This is a genomic window from Roseobacter sp. FCG-D35, from assembly GCF_033436665.1.
In the GTDB taxonomy this organism is placed as follows: domain Bacteria; phylum Pseudomonadota; class Alphaproteobacteria; order Rhodobacterales; family Rhodobacteraceae; genus JAWQFO01.
Genome location: NZ_JAWQFO010000002.1, coordinates 585885 through 603678, shown reverse-complemented (window position 1 = coordinate 603678; position 17794 = coordinate 585885). Strand labels below are relative to the sequence as shown.

At 65.5% G+C, this 17794-nt stretch carries 19 protein-coding genes; 8 read left to right on the top strand and 11 right to left on the bottom strand.

Features of this window, described 5'->3' with window-relative positions; translation table 11 throughout:
* Window positions 1-49 precede the first annotated feature (49 nt).
* From rseP to frr, 5 genes are read right to left on the bottom strand one after another with little or no spacing between them, the layout of a single operon-like run.
* Complete coding sequence (rseP, locus tag R5H30_RS07070) at window positions 50-1399, bottom strand: RIP metalloprotease RseP (RefSeq protein WP_318327401.1); 1350 nt, start codon at window positions 1397-1399, stop codon at window positions 50-52.
* A 4-nt stretch (window positions 1400-1403) separates the two neighbouring features.
* Entirely contained in the window at window positions 1404-2576 is a 1173-nt protein-coding gene (gene dxr, locus R5H30_RS07065) for a 1-deoxy-D-xylulose-5-phosphate reductoisomerase (RefSeq protein WP_318327399.1), read from the bottom strand.
* Between the two features lie 6 nt (window positions 2577-2582).
* Window positions 2583-3380 carry a phosphatidate cytidylyltransferase gene (locus tag R5H30_RS07060; protein ID WP_318327397.1) on the bottom strand — a complete coding sequence of 266 codons (798 nt, stop codon included), beginning with the start codon at window positions 3378-3380 and terminating at the stop codon, window positions 2583-2585.
* A gap of 7 nt (window positions 3381-3387) precedes the next feature.
* On the bottom strand, window positions 3388-4134 hold the full coding sequence (gene uppS / locus R5H30_RS07055) for a polyprenyl diphosphate synthase (protein ID WP_412105109.1): 747 nt from the start codon (window positions 4132-4134) through the stop codon (window positions 3388-3390).
* Window positions 4131-4694 (bottom strand): ribosome recycling factor, encoded by a 564-nt coding sequence (frr, locus tag R5H30_RS07050; protein ID WP_318327395.1) that lies wholly within the window; start codon window positions 4692-4694, stop codon window positions 4131-4133. Before frr ends, uppS begins: the two co-directional genes overlap by 4 nt.
* Before the next feature lie 179 nt (window positions 4695-4873).
* On the opposite strand from frr, the gene R5H30_RS07045 reads away from it, so the two are divergent.
* Complete coding sequence (locus R5H30_RS07045; RefSeq protein ID WP_507028649.1) at window positions 4874-5515, top strand: DUF8692 domain-containing protein; 642 nt, start codon at window positions 4874-4876, stop codon at window positions 5513-5515.
* 11 nt (window positions 5516-5526) lie between these two features.
* Here R5H30_RS07045 and pyrH read toward each other — a convergent pair whose 3' ends face one another.
* Complete coding sequence (gene pyrH / locus R5H30_RS07040; protein ID WP_318327392.1) at window positions 5527-6285, bottom strand: UMP kinase; 759 nt, start codon at window positions 6283-6285, stop codon at window positions 5527-5529.
* 95 nt (window positions 6286-6380) lie between these two features.
* Between pyrH and miaA the strand changes: the two genes are divergently transcribed.
* The 5 genes from miaA (at window position 6381) to R5H30_RS07015 (ending at window position 12838) form a co-directional block, all read left to right on the top strand.
* Window positions 6381-7274 (top strand): tRNA (adenosine(37)-N6)-dimethylallyltransferase MiaA, encoded by an 894-nt coding sequence (gene miaA, locus R5H30_RS07035; RefSeq protein WP_318327391.1) that lies wholly within the window; start codon window positions 6381-6383, stop codon window positions 7272-7274.
* Window positions 7275-7367: 93 nt separating this feature from the next.
* Window positions 7368-8174, top strand: a complete 807-nt coding sequence (locus tag R5H30_RS07030; protein ID WP_318327390.1) for a helix-turn-helix transcriptional regulator — start codon at window positions 7368-7370, stop codon at window positions 8172-8174.
* Between the two features lie 202 nt (window positions 8175-8376).
* Entirely contained in the window at window positions 8377-9420 is a 1044-nt protein-coding gene (locus R5H30_RS07025) for an ABC transporter permease (RefSeq protein WP_318327389.1), read from the top strand.
* A 15-nt stretch (window positions 9421-9435) separates the two neighbouring features.
* A complete protein-coding gene (locus R5H30_RS07020; protein ID WP_318327388.1) occupies window positions 9436-10653 on the top strand; it encodes an ABC transporter permease in 1218 nt (405 codons plus the stop codon).
* 97 nt (window positions 10654-10750) lie between these two features.
* Window positions 10751-12838 carry a dipeptide ABC transporter ATP-binding protein gene (locus tag R5H30_RS07015; protein WP_318327387.1) on the top strand — a complete coding sequence of 696 codons (2088 nt, stop codon included), beginning with the start codon at window positions 10751-10753 and terminating at the stop codon, window positions 12836-12838.
* A gap of 84 nt (window positions 12839-12922) precedes the next feature.
* Here R5H30_RS07015 and R5H30_RS07010 read toward each other — a convergent pair whose 3' ends face one another.
* From R5H30_RS07010 to R5H30_RS07000, 3 genes are all read right to left on the bottom strand, one after another.
* Complete coding sequence (locus tag R5H30_RS07010) at window positions 12923-13321, bottom strand: hypothetical protein (protein WP_318327386.1); 399 nt, start codon at window positions 13319-13321, stop codon at window positions 12923-12925.
* Window positions 13322-13569: 248 nt separating this feature from the next.
* Window positions 13570-14058, bottom strand: a complete 489-nt coding sequence (locus tag R5H30_RS07005; RefSeq protein WP_318327385.1) for a hypothetical protein — start codon at window positions 14056-14058, stop codon at window positions 13570-13572.
* A gap of 191 nt (window positions 14059-14249) precedes the next feature.
* Entirely contained in the window at window positions 14250-14834 is a 585-nt protein-coding gene (locus R5H30_RS07000; protein ID WP_318327384.1) for a lytic transglycosylase domain-containing protein, read from the bottom strand.
* A 215-nt stretch (window positions 14835-15049) separates the two neighbouring features.
* On the opposite strand from R5H30_RS07000, the gene ssb reads away from it, so the two are divergent.
* Window positions 15050-15553, top strand: coding sequence for a single-stranded DNA-binding protein (ssb, locus tag R5H30_RS06995; protein WP_318327383.1), 504 nt, complete (start codon window positions 15050-15052; stop codon window positions 15551-15553).
* 122 nt (window positions 15554-15675) lie between these two features.
* Window positions 15676-16068 carry a DoxX family protein gene (locus R5H30_RS06990; protein WP_318327382.1) on the top strand — a complete coding sequence of 131 codons (393 nt, stop codon included), beginning with the start codon at window positions 15676-15678 and terminating at the stop codon, window positions 16066-16068.
* 16 nt (window positions 16069-16084) lie between these two features.
* On the opposite strand, the gene aroB is transcribed toward R5H30_RS06990, so the two are convergent.
* The gene (gene aroB, locus R5H30_RS06985; protein ID WP_318327381.1) at window positions 16085-17200 is read right to left on the bottom strand and encodes a 3-dehydroquinate synthase; all 1116 of its coding nucleotides are present in this window, start codon (window positions 17198-17200) and stop codon (window positions 16085-16087) included.
* Window positions 17193-17786, bottom strand: a complete 594-nt coding sequence (locus R5H30_RS06980) for a shikimate kinase (protein ID WP_318327380.1) — start codon at window positions 17784-17786, stop codon at window positions 17193-17195. Before R5H30_RS06980 ends, aroB begins: the two co-directional genes overlap by 8 nt.
* Window positions 17787-17794: the final 8 nt, after the last annotated feature.

The window sequence follows — 17794 nt, the reverse complement described above, 5'->3', positions numbered from 1 at the left end:
TGTGGCGAGAAAGCGGCAATTGTCGCAATCCGCGCACCCGGAGACGGAGTCAGGGACAGAAGATGTCGTTGCCCAGCGCGAAGACCATCAGAGTCAGCACCAGCGCCAGCCCCGCGGTCATCAGGACGCGCAAGGCACCGTCGCTTGGGGGACGGCCCGAGACCGCCTCGTAAGCGTAGAACACCAGGTGCCCACCATCGAGCGCGGGGATCGGGAACAGGTTCAGCAGCCCGACGGCGGTGCTGAGCACGGCGATGAACCAAACGAACGACACCGCCCCCTGGCTCGCCATCGCGCCCGAGGTCTGGGCGATGCCGATGGGACCGGACAGGTTGCATGTGCTGATCGCGCCGCTGATCATATGGGCAAGACCCGAAATCGACCCCTCCATGATACGCCAGACCTGCGCCGTGCCGCCCCAAAGTGCCTCGCCCAGTCCGGGCGTTTCCGTCGCCGCATCGAAGGCCAGCCCGCCGGCGATGCCGATCCGCCAGTTGGTCTCGAACCCGCCCTCGGGCTGGGGTTCGTCCACGCGCTTGGGCGTCAGGGTCACGTCGATGCTCTCGCCATCGCGCCAGACCTTCAGCGCCAGCGGTGCGCCCGCGCCGCCTTCCACGGCGTCCTTGAGTTGGTCGAAGGCGAAGATCGGCGTGCCGTCGACCGAGGTGATGACGTCACCGGTCTCGAGCCCGGCCGACATCGCGGCGCTCTGCGGGCTCAGTCCGGTCACCAGCGGCGGCAGCAGGTAGGGGCCGTCGACGGTCGTCTCGGCGCCGTCGCGGCGCACGGTGTATTCGAGCACCTGCTGGCGGGGGAGCGTGTCGTAGAATTCGGAGGCGGCGGGGTCCTCGGGATTGGGCATCGCACGCCCGTTGATCGCCACCAGCTCGTCGCCGGCGCGCAGGTCGCCCACGGTCTGCGGCATCGGTGTCAGCTCGGAAATCGTCAGCGGATCGCGCTGCACGCCGGTCGACAGGATGATCGCGCCGAAAACGAGGATCGACAGCACGAAGTTGAAGATCGGCCCGGCAGCGACGGTTGCGGCGCGCGCCCAGAGCGGCGCGCCGTGCATCGTCGCGCGCAACCGGTCGGGATCGGCTTCTGCCTCCGCCATCGCCGAAGCGTCCTTGCCCGAGGCGGCGTTGGAATCGCCCGCGAACTTGACGTAGCCCCCGAAGGGCAGTGCCGCGACCTGCCAGCGCGTGCCGCGTTTATCGACGCGCGACCACAGCACCGGGCCAAAGCCGATACTGAACACATCGGCCTGGATGCCCGACCAGCGTCCGACGATGTAATGACCGTATTCGTGGATCGCCACGATCACCGACAGCGCCAGCACGAAGGCCGCGATCGTCCAGACAAGGCTGCCGAACTGCGGGATCAAAGCCAATATATCCAAGAACCTAACCTGCTATTTTCTGGATGACCGTTCCGGCCTCTTGCCGTGCCAGATGGTCGATATGGGCGACGTTATCAAGGGTCATGGTGGCGTCAATGTGGCCCGGCTGCGCACAGATCCGGTCGAGAACCCTCTCGACCACCTCGGCCATCTTGGTGAACCCGATGCGCCCGTCGATGAAGCCATCGAGCGCGGTTTCCTTGGCCGCGTTGAACACCGCCCCCGATAGGCCGCCCGCAGCCATGACCTCGCGCGCAAGGCGCAACGCCGGCCAGCGCCGCTCATCTGGCGCGCGGAAGGTCAGGCTGCCGATCCGGGCGAGATCGAGCCGTTCCACCGGCAGGGCACGCCGTTCCGGCCAATGCAGCGCGTAGCCGATGGCATGGCGCATGTCCGGCGGACCGACATGCGCCATCAGCGCCCCGTCGGCAAACCCGACAAGCGCGTGCACGAGCGACTCGGGGTGTACCAGCACTTCGATCCGTTCCGGTTCGATCCCAAAATATTCTCGCGTCTCAATGACTTCCATGGCCTTGTTGAACAACGACGCGGAATCGATGGTGATCCGCTGGCCCATGTCCCAGTTGGGATGGCTCGAGGCCAGCTCCAGCGTCGCCTTGTGCAGATCCTCGACCGGCCAGTCCCGGAATGCCCCGCCCGACGCGGTGATGACGATGCGCTCGACGTCCGCGATATTCTCGCCGGTGAGCGCCTGGAAGATCGCCGAATGCTCGCTGTCGACCGGCAACAAGGTGGCGCCGCGCGTCCGGGCGGTGTCGCGCATCAGGCTGCCCGCGCAGACCAGCGATTCCTTGTTTGCGAGCGCCAGCGTCGCCCCGTCGCGCAACGCCGCCAGACCGGGTGCGAGACCCGCGACCCCGACGATCGCCGACATCACCCAGTCGGCGGGCCGCTGCGCCGCTTCGACGATGGCCTGCGCACCGGCGGCCGCATCGACGCCGCTGCCCGACAGGGCCGTGCGCAACTCTTCGAGGCGATCGTCGTGCGCTGTCACCGCGATCTCGGCGCCAAGGCGGCACGCGTCATCGGCCAGCTGCGCGATGTTGCCCGCTCCGGTCAGGGCGACGACCCGGTACTCCTGAGGGGCGCGGGCGATGAGGTCGATGGTGTTCTGCCCGATCGAGCCGGTGGCTCCGAGAATGCTGATCCGCCGCATGGCCGCTCAGCCCGCGCCGAACGGAAAACCGGTGAACTGTCCCGCGAGCAAAAGAAAGACCGACGCCCCCAGCATGCCGTCGAACCGGTCGAGCAAGCCGCCATGCCCCGGAATGAGGGCAGAGCTGTCCTTGATCCCACGGCTGCGCTTGAGCGCACTTTCAGCCATGTCGCCCATCTGGCTGGCCATCGACATCGCCACGGACACCCCGATGATCTGCGGCCCCGCCCCTGTGTTGAGATCGAAAAGCCAGCCCACGATCGCCGCGCCGACCCATCCCGCTGCGGTCCCGGACCAAGTCTTCTTGGGGCTCACGCGCGGCCAGAACTTCGGACCGCCGATGGCGCGTCCGGCGAAGTAACCGACCACATCGGTGACTACGACCACCAACACGATCCACAAGAGCCAGGTAAATCCGAGATCGTCGCGCACCTGCATCAGCCCGTAGCCCGACATCAGGATCATCACTGTGAAAACCATGAAGAGCGTGCGGTGGCGCTGCAGCTGGCTGAACCCGAGAAGCCCCACGGCAAGCAGGATAGGCAGCGCGAACCCCGCCGGTAGGTAGATCGAGGCCATCGTCACCGCACCCGCCAGCGCGCCCAGCGCCGAGGGTGCCCAGCCGCTCGACGGGTTCAGCATCTTGACCAGTTCCCAGACCATCAGCCCGCACACCAGCGCGACAAGGGCGTGGAACAGCCCGCTCCCGTACCAGATTGCGAGCAGGCCGATGGTGACCATCAACGCGCCCGAGCCCAGGCGGACCCAGAGGTCTGACCATTTTCCGGAACTCTCCGGCGTCATGCGGACCTCACGGACCAACCCCGCCGTAGCGCCGGTCGCGCCCACCGTAGGAAGCGCAGAGGCGCGCGAATTCCTCGTGAGTGAAATCGGGCCACAGCGTGTCGATGAACTCGTATTCGGCATAGGCCGACTGCCAGAGCAGGAAGTTCGAAATCCGCGCCTCGCCGCTGGTGCGGATCACGAGGTCGGGGTCTGGCAGCACGAAAGTGTCGAGATACCGCGGCAGCGTCTCCTCGTCGACGTCCTCGGGGGCCAGGCGTCCGGCCGCCACGTCCTCGGCCAGGCGCCGCGTCGCACGCGCGACCTCGTCGCGGCCGCCGTAGTTGAGCGCGATGGTCAGGTGCACGCGGGTATTGCCCGCGGTCGCGGTCTCGAGCTCGTTCATCAGCCGCGTCAGCTTGTCGTCGAGCCGCATCCGGTCGCCGATGAAACGCACACGTACGCCGAATTCGCTGAGCGCGCGGGTCTCCTTGGAGATGTAGCGCCGGAAAAGGCTCATCAGCCCCGCGACCTCGACCTGGGTACGTTTCCAGTTCTCGGTCGAGAAGGCAAAGATCGTCAGGTACTCGACGCCCACGTCCGGGCAGGCCTCGACGATCTCGCGCACCCGGCGCGCACCGGCGTGGTGCCCGAAAAGCCGCGGCCGGCCCCGTTGCGTCGCCCAGCGCCCGTTGCCGTCCATTATGATGGCGACATGGCGCGGACCGCCCGGGATCGGCTCCGGCTGGGGCTTTGCCACCTGCGCTTTCCTCATACCTGCATGATTTCGGATTGCTTGGTTTCGAGCGACTCGTCGACCGTCTTGATGTACTTGTCGGTCAGCTCCTGCACGGCGCCTTCCCAGAACTTCTGGTCGTCCTCTGACAGCCCGTCGCCCTTGGCCTTCTTGACCTGATCCATGCCGTCGCGCCGGATGTTGCGGATCGAGACCCGGGCGTGTTCGGCATACTGCCCCGCGACCTTGGTCAGTTCGCGCCGGCGCTCCTCGTTCAGTTCCGGGATCGGCAGCATGATGATGGTGCCGTTAAGTTGCGGATTGATCCCCAGCCCGCTTTCGCGGATCGCCTTCTCGACCTTGCCGACAAGCGCCTTGTCCCAGACGTTGATGGTGACCATGCGCGGCTCGGGCACGTTCACGGTGCCGACCTGGTTGATCGGGGTCTTCTGCCCGTAAGCGTCCACCATAACCGGCTCTAGCATCGAGGCCGAAGCCCGTCCGGTACGCAGCGAGGCGAATTCGGTCCGCAGCGAGGCGATGGCCCCGTCCATCCGACGCTCGAGATCATCGGTATCAAGAATAAAATCGTCAGCCATCTGTACCTCATTTTTCGGCGCTTATATCCGAGCCACGACGCAAAAGAAAAGGGAAGGTTCATCCCTCGGTGGCTGCCTTGACAGTGCGCGTCTCGATCGGCGCCGGGGTCAAGCAAGGTCGGGACTTGCCGACTGTCATAAGAGTGTTACATCCGCATATGTCGTAAGTAGGTGAGCGTTTGAGACAGACATTTGCGCCAGTTCTGGTAACTGTTATAGCTACTTTGGCTGTTTCCGCATGTGTTTCGCTGTGGTTTGGATGGCGCGGGGTAGATCCCGTTGTTCTTCTCAGAGACCCCGCCGGTCAGTTTCGTTTTCCTGTATACGCGGGTCTTCTCTCGAACATGGGCATTGCAATATTGGTAAGCACTGCAGCGATCTGCGCGATGGCTGCGTGGCTTGTGCCGCTGCACAGATTGTTGTTCTCATCGGGCGCCGCATTTACTGCGCTTCTCGCCATTGATGACTTTTTCATGTTGCATGAGCGTATCATACCTCGTCACCTTGACATCGGTGAAAAACAGACGCTCGCCGTTTATGCGATGATCGCTTGCGCGATAATCATTTCAATTGTCCGGACATGGGGTTTGGCTTCTCTGAAGCCGCTGGCGATAGCCGCAATCTGCTTTTCAGTCGCCATTGTCGTAGATCTTGTCGACCAACGAACAACGCCTCACGTATGGGTCGAGGACACTGCGAAGATGGCCGGTTTTGCATCGTGGGCATTCTTCTGGGTCAGTGCAGCAGGCAACCTGCTTTCCCCACCGCGCACGCGTCTCCCGGCAGACCGGACCGATCGCGGATTTCGAACAGGAGCATAGTTGAAAAAGTCCTAACCCTGGACGCGCGTATAGGTGCCTTCGCCCGCGAGGATGCCCCGGAACCCGCCGGGTTCGTCGAGCGAGAAGACGATGATCGGCAGGTTGTTGTCGCGTGCGAGCGCGATGGCCGAGGCGTCCATGACCCCGAGGCGCTTGGCGAGCACATCGTCGTAGCTCACCGTGTCGTAGCGCACCGCGTCGCTGAAGCGCTTGGGGTCCTTGTCGTAGACGCCGTCGACCTTGGTACCCTTGAAGATCGCCTCGCAATTCATCTCGTTGGCGCGCAACGTGGCCGCGGTATCGGTGGTAAAATAGGGATTGCCGGTGCCGGCGGCGAAAATGCAGATCCGCTTCTTCTCGAGGTGGCGCACGGCGCGGCGGCGAATGTAGGGTTCGGCCACCTCGTCCATGCGGATCGCCGAGATCACCCGGGTATGGATGCCGAGCGCCTCGAGCGCAGATTGCATTGCCAGCGCATTCATCACCGTGGCGAGCATGCCCATGTAATCCGCGGTGGTCCGCTCCATGCCTTGCGCCGAGCCCTGCAGCCCGCGGAAGACGTTGCCGCCGCCGATCACCATGCAGATCTCGACGCCCATCTGCCAGACCGAGTGGACCTCCTGCGCGATCCGCGCCACGGTGGGCGGATGCAGACCGAAGCCCTGGTCGCCCATCAGCGCCTCGCCCGAGATCTTCAGCATCACCCGGTCGAACTTGGCCGGCGCGGCGGTGTCAGCGAGCGGCGCGGGCGCGGCGGCAGGTTCGGTCATTCAGGGGGGTCTCCGGCGGCTGGGGTTTCGCTCGGGCGCAAAATGTCGGAAAAGCGGTCGGACTTCAATGCGCCCGGCAGCGGAATGCACGGAAAATGGCCGATCCTGAGCAATCCCTCGTCGCACGGCATTTCGCGAACCTGCCCGACGATCGGCCGGTCCTGATCGCCGGGCCGACCGCCTCCGGCAAATCCGCATTGGCCCTCGCGCTGGCCGAAAGCCGCGGCGGCGTGATCGTCAATGCCGACGCCAGCCAAGTCTACGACTGCTGGCGCGTTCTGACCGCGCGGCCGTCGCCGGACGAGGAGGCGCGCGCGCCGCACCGGCTGTTCGGCCACGTCGCCGACACCTGCGCCTATTCGACCGGCCACTGGCTGCGCGAGGTCACGCCCCTGCTCCGTGATGGTCCGCGCCCGATCATCGTGGGTGGTACGGGCCTTTATTTCAGCGCGCTGACCGAAGGACTGGCCGAGATTCCCCCGACGCCGCCCGAGGTGCGCTCCGAGGGCGACGCGCTGGCGCTCGGCGAGCTGTTGTCGGGGCTCGACGCGCGCACGGCCGGGCGGATCGACCGCGCCAACCGGGCCCGGGTGCAGCGCGCCTGGGAGGTCTTGCGCGCCACCGGGCGGCCGCTGGCGGACTGGCAGGACGAGACCCCTGCCCCGGTCCTGCCGCGCGACAGTGCTGCCTGCGTGGTGCTCGATGCACCGAAAGGCTGGCTCGACCCGCGGATCGCGCGGCGCTTCGACGCGATGCTGTCCGGCGGGGCGCTGGAGGAGGCCGAGGCACTGCGCCCGCGGTACGATCCCGTCCTGCCCGCGCACCGCGCCATCGGTGCGCCGGAACTGATCGATCACCTCGAAGGACGCCTCGATCTCGATGGCGCGCGCGCCGCCGTCATCGTCGCGACACGCCAGTTCGCAAAGCGCCAGCGCACGTGGTTTCGCAAGCGCATGCGCGCCTGGACCCGGATCCCGATGTCGGCGTGATCCGGCCCGTTCCCAGAAACGGCTGGTTCACAGGGCCGTATTGTGTCAGGTTGAGCGAATACTCAAACGATCCGCCTGTATTGGAACGGACGCATGACCACGCCGATCTTGACCGTGCAGAGCTTGTCGCAGCTCACGGCCGCGCAGGACTGGCAGTTGTCGCTGGCCCATGACCGGGCAGAGCACCTGCTGATCTGGATCCAGCGCGGACAGGGCCGGTTGCTGATCGACGGGCAACGCAGCGGCACCGGCAGCCACAACGCGGTCTTCGTGCCTGCGCGCCATCTTTTCGCGCTCGACCTCGGACGGCAGGCCGGCGGAACGGTGCTGGTCCTGCCGGACGGCACCGACCTGCGCTTACCGCAGACCCCGCGCCAGCTGCGCATCCGAGAGATCCACGCCCAGGCCGAACTGACCGGCCTCTTCGAGGCGGCCCAGCGCGAGCAGGCCTCTGGGCGGCCACTGGGCTCGGAGGCCATGGAGGCGCACGGCGCGCTGATCACGGTCTGGCTGCGCCGGCAGATGGCGCTCGACGAGCATGTCCCGCAGCGCAAGAGCGCCGGTCAGCGCCTCGCGGCGCGGTTCTGCGAGCGGGTGACACGTCATTATTCGCAGAACCTGACCATGGCGGATTATGCCGCCGCCCTAGACGTGACGCCGACGCACCTGACGCGGGCCTGCAAGGCGGCGACCGGCAAAACCGCCGCCGATCTTCTGACCGAACGCGTGCTTTACGAAGCGCGGATGCTGCTGGCCAACACCCGCGTTCCGGCGCAGGACATCGCGCGCCATCTCGGATTTGGCAGCGCGGCCTATTTCACACGCTTCATGCAGCATCACACGCGCCATTCGCCGTCGGAACTGCGCCAGCCGCCGCCCCGGCAGAGGCTTCAGGCCTGACACCGGCCGCGTGGGGCCGTTCTGTCTGCCGATATGTCCCACAACGACATCGCATTGTCGCAAATAGTTGATCGCACGCCGCAGCCTTCGATTGACGCAGCGCCCCAAGTCGTGCCTCACTGGTCCGAACGAGAAAAACCGAATGCGGCCCGGGATGCTCGACCTGCCCCGGGCGGATCGTAGCCTGACAACAGGGGCGCATATGGGACTGTTCATCTTGCGGCGTCTGGGCGTGATGGTGCTGACCGCGCTCTGCCTGACGTTCATCGTGTTCTGGCTCACCAACCTCTATCCGAACCTCGAGAAGCTGGCCAAGACGCAGGGCAACTTCCGAATGTCGGACGAGGCGGTGGAAAGCTATCTGGGCAACCGCGGCTATCTCGACCCGATCCCGGTAAAGTTCGGACGCTGGCTGGGCGTCGTGCCGGGCTGGGTCAACGAGCGCGACGGCGAGGTTACCGGGCGCTGTTTTACAGCAAACACCCCGGAAGAGGAGCGCGCGACCTATTGCGGCGTGCTGCAGGGCTACTGGGGCTATTCGACGGTCTTCAAGGAGGATGTCTGGGGCATCGTGGTCACACGGCTGGGCCTGACCGGCAAGCTGATGCTGGCGGTGATGCTGGTGATGGTCCCGTTGGCGCTGCTGATCGGGGTGCTGGCCGGAATGCGCGAAGGGTCGAAGACCGACCGGACGCTCTCGACCTTCTCGATCGCCTCGACGGCAACGCCGGAATACGTTTCGGGCGTGATCTTCATCGCGGTCTTCGCCTCCTCGGCCTTCGGGTTGAAGTGGTTCAAGGGCTCGGCGACTTCGGCGATGGAAGACGCCACCTTCGAGAACTTCACCCTGCCGGTCATCACCATCGCGCTTTACGGCATGGGTTACATCGCGCGGATGACCCGCGCTTCTATGACCGAGGTTATGACGGCGCAATACATCCGAACCGCCCGGCTCAAGGGTGTCAGCTTTCCCAACATCGTGCTCAAGCACGCGCTCAGGAACGCGCTGATCGCGCCCTTCACAGTGATCATGCTGCAGTTTCCCTGGCTTCTGAACGGGGTGGTGATCGTCGAAACGCTCTTCAACTACAAGGGCTTCGGCTGGCTGCTGGTGCAGGCCGCCTCGAACAATGACATCGAGCTGCTGCTGGCGGTCTCGGTGGTGTCCGTCATCGTGGTTCTGGTGACGCAGCTGATCTCGGATATCGGCTACGTTTACCTCAACCCGCGTATCCGCATCGCGTAAGGGAGGGCCCGGGTCATGGAGGAACTGGGTTGGGGCGCGATCCTGTGGCGGATGTTCCTGCAGTTCATGCCGGTCTGGATCGCGCTGATCGTGCTCTTCGCCGTCTCGATCACCTACAAGCGCAAGCTGGGTCTTTACGGCAAGCTTTTCGACAGCACCATCGGCATGGTCGGCTTCGCGCTGGTGATGTTCTGGGTGTTCACCGGCATTTTCGGCGGCCCGCTGGACATGCTCGTCACGCATGATCCGCTGAGCCAGGTGTCGGGGATGAAGAACAAGGTGCCGGGCACGCCGATGGCCGGGTCGGCCGAAGACGCCTACCCCTATTTCCTGCTCGGCGGCGACAACCTGGCGCGCGATGTGTTCAGCCGGCTGATCAAGGGCGCCTGGGTGGTGGTGCAGATCGCGCCGATGGCGACGCTGTTCGCCTTCATGGTCGGCATCACGCTGGGCCTGCCCGCGGGGTATTACGGTGGCCGCCTCGACACCGTTCTGTCGTTTCTCGCCAACCTGATCCTCGCCTTCCCGGTGATCCTGCTCTTTTACCTGCTGGTCACGCCCGAGATCGTGCTGACCGGCATCCCGAACTACATGGCGCTGTTCCTCTTCGTCTTCCCGATCGTCTTCGTGGCGATCCTGCTGAACTCGCGCTACTACACGCAACCCTCGTTCCGCACGCCGCTGCTGATCGCGGTGCTGGCGGTGCTGGGCTGGCTTTACCTGTCGATGGTCTCGACCAACGGCGCGCTGGTGCGCACGCCGAGCTACGCGATCCCGGGCCTGCCGTCCTGGCTCGATCTGTTCGATGTCGATGCCGGGATCCTGGTGGTCTTCGTCTCGGTCGTCTTCGTGAACTCGCCGACCGTCTTCCGGATCGTGCGCGGCCTCGCGATGGACATCAAGACCCGCGACTACGTGGCCGCCGCCCAGACCCGCGGCGAGGGTCCGTGGTACATCATGCTCTGGGAGATCCTGCCCAATGCGCGCGGGCCGCTGATCGTCGATTTCTGCCTGCGCATCGGCTACACCACGATCCTGCTGGGCACGCTCGGCTTCTTCGGGCTGGGGCTCGAGTCCGAGAGCCCGGACTGGGGCACCACGATCAACGCCGGCCGGCGTCTGCTGGCGCTCTATCCGCATGCCGCCATCGCACCCGCGCTGTCGCTGCTGACGCTGGTGCTGGGGCTCAACCTGCTGGCGGATGGGCTGCGCGAGGAATCGTTGCGCGATTGACGAACGCCGGACCGGGGCTCTGCCCCGGACCCCGGGATATTTCGGAACCAGAGAAGCAGCGGTGTCGGCGCCGGTGTTTCGGAGAAGGAAGGACGCGATGGCCAGGGACAGTTACGACGGACCGATCCTCGAGATCGACGCGCTTTCGATCTCGTTCTTCACGCGGCTTCGCGAGATCCCGGCGGTCATGGACTTCTCGGTCACTGTGCAGCCCGGCGAGGCGGTGGGGCTCGTGGGCGAGAGCGGCTGTGGCAAGTCGACGGTGGCGCTTGGTGTGATGCAGGATCTCGGCAAGAACGGGCGCGTCGTCGGCGGGTCGATCAAGTTCAAGGGACGCGACCTCGGGGCGATGTCTGATGCGGAGTTGCGCGACATCCGCGGCTCGGAGATCGCGATGATCTACCAGGAGCCGATGGCCTCGCTGAACCCCGCGATGAAGATCGGGCGGCAACTGATGGAAGTGCCGATGATCCACCAGGGCATGGGCGAGAAGGAAGCTCGCGCGCGCGCCCTGCAGGTGATCGCCGACGTCAAGCTGCCCGACCCCGAGCGCATCCTGAAGGCCTATCCGCACCAGCTGTCCGGCGGCCAGCAGCAGCGCATCGTAATCGCCATGGCGCTGATGTCCGAACCCTCTCTGCTGATCCTCGACGAGCCGACCACTGCGCTCGACGTTACGGTCGAGGCGGCGGTGGTCGAACTCGTCAAGGAACTGGGCCGCAAGTACGGCACCTCGATGCTTTTCATCAGCCACAACCTCGGGCTCGTGCTCGAGACCTGCGACCGGATCTGCGTGATGTATTCCGGCGAGGCGGTCGAGGACGGGTCGATCGGCGATGTCTTCGACGAGATGCAGCACCCCTACACGCAGGCCCTCTTCCGCTCGATCCCGCTGCCCGGCGCCGACAAGACCGCGCGTCCGCTGGTGGCGATCCCGGGCAACTTCCCGCTGCCGCACGAGCGCCCTCCGGGCTGCAACTTCGGGCCGCGCTGCGACTATTTCCAGGCCGGGCGCTGCGATGCCGGCGAAATCCCGATGGAAGAGGTGCCCGGCAACGCGCGCCACCATACGCGCTGCCTGCGGTTCCGCGAAATCGACTGGGCGGCACCTCCGGAGGTTTCGGCGGTCAAGCAGAAGACCGCGCCGGGACAGGTGGTGCTGAAGATGGACCGTCTGAAGAAGTACTACGAGGTCGCGGCAAACGCGATCTTCGGCGGCGGCAGCACCCGGGTCGTGAAGGCGAACGAGACTCTCAGCTTCGAGGCCCGCGAAAGCGAGACGCTGGCGATCGTGGGGGAATCGGGCTGCGGCAAGTCGACCTTCGCCAAGGTACTGATGGGGCTCGAGACGGCGACGGAAGGCTCGATCCTGCTGGACAACCGCGCCATCGAACAGGTCCCGATCGAGCGCCGCGACACCAAGACCATCGCCGATATCCAGATGGTGTTCCAGAACCCGTTCGACACGCTGAACCCGTCGATGAGCGTCGGACGGCAGATCATCCGGGCGCTTGAGATCTTCGGGGTTGGTAACAGCGAGGCGGACCGGCGCGAGCGGATGCTCAAGCTGCTCGACCTCGTCAAACTGCCGCGCGAGTTCGCCACTCGCATGCCGCGCCAGCTGTCCGGCGGGCAGAAGCAGCGCGTGGGCATCGCGCGGGCCTTCGCCGGTGATGCGCGGATCGTGGTTGCGGACGAGCCGGTCTCGGCGCTCGACGTGTCGGTGCAGGCGGCGGTCACGGACCTGCTGATGGAGATCCAGCGCGAGCACAAGACGACGCTGCTGTTCATCAGCCACGATCTGTCGATCGTTCGTTATCTCAGCGACCGGGTCATGGTGATGTATCTCGGCCACGTGGTCGAGCTTGGCACCACGGACGAGGTATTCGCACCGCCCTATCATCCCTATACCGAGGCGCTGCTGTCGGCGGTGCCGATCGCGGACACCTCGATCCATAAGAAGCACATCGTGCTCGAGGGCGACATTCCGTCGGCGATGAACCCGCCGCCGGGCTGCCCGTTCCAGACCCGCTGCCGCTGGAAGAGTCAGGTGCCGGGAAATCTCTGCGAGACCGAGGTGCCCCCAATGCGCAATTTCGGCGGTCACCAGATCAAGTGTCACCTCAGCGACGAGAAGTTCGCCGAGATGGAGCCGGTGATCCAGGTGGATGTCGCCGCCGAGTGAAGCCCGCACGCGCGGTTGGCGACGCGTTTACGCGGGGTGGTGCGGCCGCGCCGGAACCGGAACATCGCGGTGCGGCCTGTCGGATCAGGCCAGAAGCGTGACCACCAGACCCGACAGGTAAGCCAGCGCGAAGAGCGCCAGGCGCGGCGCCCGCCCCTGGCGGACAAGTGCGATCATCAGCATCAGAGGCGAGATTCCGAGACCACCCAGCGCTCCGAGAAAGAGGGCGTGGTTGTGCTCGGTTCCCGGACCGATGGGCGAGCCGTCCGAGGTGACCCCGATCAGCAGCATCGCGGCCAGCGCCCCGCAAACCAGTCCGGTCAAGATCGCCGTCATCAACGCGGAGAAACCGGTCTTTCGGGCCGATCCCGCGCGCTGCGCGTTTTCGATCTCGCGCCCGGCGTCGGGCTGCAGGCGCGCCATCTCGGCAGCCAGCCGGTCGCGCGCAGATATCTGGCTGTGCGCGAGGTTGATACGTTCCACTCTTGCTTGAAAATTGGCCGTCGCCATGGTTGTCCCCGTCGTTGCTGAGTGCAATCTCGCGGCGAATTCGGGCCGGAGTTTGGCAGCAGGCGGGTCGAATTATGGACAATGCGAGGGAGTTTAGTGACCGGTCACTTGGCGCCCAGGAGTCACAGGTCCGGCGTGACACCATCTCTGGCGCCACGCCGTTCTCCCGAAGCTGCCGGGTGACGGGGCGGTACCCGGACAGACGGGATTCTTTTAGACGATCAGTCGGGGATTGCGTCGACGACGGCGCCGACGAAGACATCCATCATGGCGTTGTAGAAATCCGCCTCGCTGGGCTGGACGACGATGACACCCTCAGTCGCCGCCACCTCGCCGCTTTGGGCAGAAACGCTCACCGGAACGGTCACCGCTTCCCCCTCGCCGCCGGAATAGCTCATCACGCCTTCGAGCTTGTTGAACTCCATGCTGTCAGGCAGCATCGTTTCGCCGTCGAGGCTGATTTCGCGCACGTCGACGCGCAGGGTCGGGCCGGTGGGATCATCGCTGGGCGCTACCTGCGCGCGGATGCGCGCCTCGAGGTCGTCGGCGAGACCGGGGTAGAAGTCCATCACGTTCATGCCCTCGGCGGACAGGAACGACGTGTCGATCTCGACCTCGCTGACCTGCGGCGTATCGGCATGGGCCCAGCCGGTCAGGGCAAAGACGCTGGTTGCTGCTGCGATCAGGGTTTTTCTGCCTGCGATCTTCATAACATGTCCTTTCGTTAACACAGGCGACGGTGGCTCTCGCCGTCACCGTACAGGACAAACGTCGCTTTGACAGGAACTGTTCCAGTGGCGTTGCACACAAGAGGCCAGCCGCCCACGCGCGCGACACGCGAAAGACGCCGGCGGCTGTGCAAGGGTTTGAAAGACCGCCCGAATGCGGGCAGTGGCAGAAATCAGCCGCCCCAGATGATCTTCACGTAATTCCGGGTTTCGTTGTAGGGCGGCACACCGCCGTACTTGCGCACCGCCTCGGGACCGGCGTTGTAGGCCGCCAGCGCCAGGCGCCAGTTGCCAAAGGTCGCGTACTGGCGCTTGAGGTAACGCGCGCCGCCTTCGAGATTCTGCGCGGGGTCATGCGGGTCGACGCGCAGCTGGCGCGCGGTCGCTGGCATGAGCTGCGCAAGGCCGAGCGCGCCCTTGTGCGACTTCGCACTGGGGTTCCAGCCCGATTCCTGGTGCACAAGGCGCAAGAACAGGTCCTCGGGGATGCCGTGGCGGCGCGCGGCCTTCTTTGCCATGTCGAGATAGACGCCGCGGTATTTGCCGGTGTAGGCGGGCGAGCCCCATTTCGTCGGGGTGTTCACCGTCGGTGGCTGGAGGCGCACCGAATTGGTGTATTGCTGGGCCGCGCGGTTGTCGAGCAACGCCTTCTGAGAGGCGAAAAGCTTGACCCGGCTGTTGCTTGACAAAACATCAGCCGCGACCGGCGCCGCGACCAGAAAGCTTGCGGCCAGCGCCGCGACATGCCGTAGCTGCATTGTCCCTGCCGTCCCGTTTTCCTGTCCCTTGGAACGCTATACACCATCCTGCGCGGAGGCCGCCACCCCTGCGCGGACAAATGCGCGGAGTGTTGCGCCGCATGGCCGTTAACCGTGTTTCAACCGCTCGTCGGGCGGTATAGGCTGACGCGACCCGTCCCGCCGGATTCGCTGCGCGGCAGGACGAGAGACACAAGAACAGCAAGGGGGGCCCGATGGCAGGCTCGGTCAACAAGGTTATTCTCATCGGAAATCTCGGGCGCGACCCGGAGGTGCGGACCTTCCAGAACGGCGGGAAGGTCTGCAACCTGCGCATCGCCACGTCTGAAAACTGGAAGGACCGCAACACCGGCGAGCGCCGGGAACGGACCGAGTGGCACTCGGTCGCGATCTTCTCCGAACCGCTCGCCCGGGTGGCCGAGCAGTATCTGCGCAAGGGCTCCAAGGTCTATATCGAGGGCCAGCTCGAAACCCGCAAATGGCAGGACCAGTCCGGGCAGGACCGCTACTCGACCGAGGTCGTGCTGCGCCCCTACCGCTCGGAACTGACGATGCTCGACGGGCGCGACGGTCCGAGTGGTTCGACCGGCGGGTATGACGGCGGTGGTGGTTCGGACGATTACGGCTACGACGAGCGCGGCGGTTCGGGCGGTGGATCTGGTGGCGGTGGCGGCGGCCGGGCGCCGTCGCGCGATTTGGACGACGAGATCCCGTTCTGAATCGGGCTGCGCGCGCCTGCCAAGGGCGCGGCTGATTTTCGAGAGTGACGCGGGGGCAGCATGGCGCTATGCCGCGTCATGTGCCGGCGCGACCGGCCAATTTCGTCAGCAGGGACCATGACATGACCGGCACTCTTACCCGTTTCGCACCCGTGATGCTCAGCGTTTTGCGCATCATGGCCTCGCTCATCTTCATCGCGCATGGCACGCAGAAGCTTTTCGGCTTTCCCGCCACCGACCAGATGCCGGCGGCCTTCTCGCTCATGTGGATCGGCGGCGTTCTGGAATGCTTCGGGGGCATCCTTCTGGCGATTGGCCTGTTCACCCGGCCCGTGGCCTTCATCCTGTCGGGGATGATGGCGGTTGCCTATTTCATGTTCCACGCACCGCAAAACTTCTTTCCGACGCTGAACGGCGGCGACGCGGCGATCCTCTATTGCTTCGTGTTCCTCTACATCTTCTTCGCCGGACCCGGCCCGATCAGCGTGGACGCGCGACGGACACCGGCCACCTGACGGAAAATTTTCGGCGTCAGGACCGCGCCGAGAGGCCGTCCGACAGAAGATCGCGCACCGCGTCGCGCGAAACATCGGAAGTGACGAACGCCTGTCCGATGCCACGCGCGAGAATGAAGCGCAGCGTTCCGTCGACGACTTTCTTGTCCTGGCCCATCAGGTCGAGCAGCGCCTCGGACCCGGGCAGCTCGCCGGGGATGTCGGCGAGATCGGTCTTCATGCCCATTTCGCGCAGATGCGCGCGCACCCGGCTGGGATCTTCCTGGGCGCAGAGACCGAGACGCGCCGACAACTCGAAAGCCAGCGCGCACCCGATCGCCACACCTTCGCCATGCAGCAGTCGGTTGGAGTAGCCAGTCGCGGCCTCCAGCGCATGACAGAAGGTATGTCCGAGGTTCAGCAGCGCACGATCGCCCTGCTCGGTCTCGTCGCGGATGACGATCTCGGCTTTCATCTCGACCGAGCGCCGCACCGCCGCGATCCGGGCCGCGGCGTCGCCCTGCGCCAGTGCCGGGCCGTTCCTTTCGAGCCAGGCGAAAAACTCCGCGTCTCCGAGAAGGCCGTATTTGACCACCTCACCGTAGCCCGCCAGAAGATCGCGTTCCGGCAGCGTGTCGAGCACATCGGTGTCGGCCAGAACCAGCGATGGCTGGTGAAAGGCGCCGACGAGGTTCTTGCCCTGGGCGACGTTGATGCCGGTCTTGCCGCCCACGGAACTGTCGACCTGCGCCAGCAGCGAGGTCGGGATCTGCACGAAGCGCACGCCCCGGCGCAGGATCGCGGCGGCAAAGCCGGCAAGGTCGCCGATCACGCCGCCGCCCAGCGCCACGACCACGTCACTGCGCTCGACCTTTGCATCAAGCAGCCACTCGACGCATTTCTGCAACGGCCCCCAGGACTTCGTCGCCTCGCCGGCATCGAGCGTCAGCGCCTGCATTTTCACCCCGGTTTCGGCGAGCCCCATGCCGAGCGCGTCGAGGTGCAGGGCGGCGACATTGTCGTCGGTCAGGACCGCGACGCGCGACCGGTGCAGCAGCGGCGCGATCTCGGCCCCCGCCCGCGCGATCAGGCCCGGGCCGATGCGGACTTCGTAGGCCCGGCCCGGCAGGTCGACGGTGACGGTCTCATGCATCGGCACGTTCCAGAACGTCAGGGCGCGTCAGCAGCGTCTCGATGACCCGGCGCGCCATCATCTCGACCGAAACCGGCGGCGCGCAAGGCACGCGCAGGTCCGCCTTGGCATAATTCGGCACCCGCGCTTCGTATAGCTCGGCCAGCGTCGCCTTCGGGTCCGGCGTGCGCAACAGCGGTCGGGTGTCGCGGTGGCGCACCCGCGCCCAGAGCAGGTCGATGTCCGCGTCGAGCCAGACCGAAACGCCCTTGTCCGAGATGTTCCGGCGGTTCGTGGCGGACAGGAACGCCCCGCCGCCGGTCGACAGGATACCCGGCGCGCCGCCCAGCAGCCGTGCGATGACCTCGCCTTCGCGCGCCCGGAAGAACGCCTCGCCGTCACGGGCGAAAATCTCGGGCACCGTCAGGTTGGCGGCGGTTTCGATCTCGGCGTCGGAGTCCATGAACGGCACACCCAGGATCTGCGCCAGAGCGCGGCCGACAGCGGTCTTCCCGGCCCCCATCATGCCGACCATCACAACCGTCTTGCTGAGCCGGTATTGCAACGGTTCGACTTTCTCGGCCATGGATTGCTCAATTCTGCTCATAAACAGCT